The sequence below is a fragment of the Bacillus sp. LR--39 genome (assembly GCF_053613335.1).
Genome location: NZ_JBSIOT010001349.1, coordinates 1 through 567 on the forward strand (window position 1 = coordinate 1; position 567 = coordinate 567).

The window sequence follows — 567 nt, forward strand, 5'->3', positions numbered from 1 at the left end:
AGCCTTGCCGCCCAGCAAGCCGATTTGAACGTACTGTTTTTTCCCTTGGTTATAGACCCACCATTCATAATCATACGCTGAAGGATCGACTCTGTCCGGTTTCCCCAGTTTCTTTTCGATCGTCTCGGCCGATTCCCCGATAAAGGAAAGCAGGCCGGAATCGGGAATGTTCAAGGGCTTCTCTTTTTTTGCATCTTCGTTTGAGACTTGCGGCTTGTCTTCCTTCGCAATTTTCTCAGGCGTTGAGCCGTATTGAATAAACAGCGTGTATGAAGCCGCAACGATGAGAAGGATCACGACCGCTCTTAATATATTTTTCAAACTTTCACCTCCGACTGACGGATCAATCTATCCATTAAGCTGCGCACGCATCAAAAACTTGCCTTTAGTGTCATTTAAACAGAACTGACATGAATTTTCAATGTTAATACAGCCTATTAAGATGTGAGACAAAATATGTTTTAATGAAGAAAATCTCCAGGCCGCTCTTCGTTTTCAGATATAAATGTCAGCGCGTCGCCAGCCTGGCGGTTCGATTTATTGTGAGTTGAAACATCGCCGAGCGTA

1 protein-coding gene is annotated in these 567 nt (G+C 44.4%); it reads right to left on the reverse strand.

Annotated elements, in window-relative coordinates:
- The coding region (locus ACWHAR_RS30420) for a CAP-associated domain-containing protein (RefSeq protein WP_452088851.1) at positions 1-321 on the reverse strand (321 nt) is incomplete at its 3' end.
- Positions 322-567: the final 246 nt, after the last annotated feature.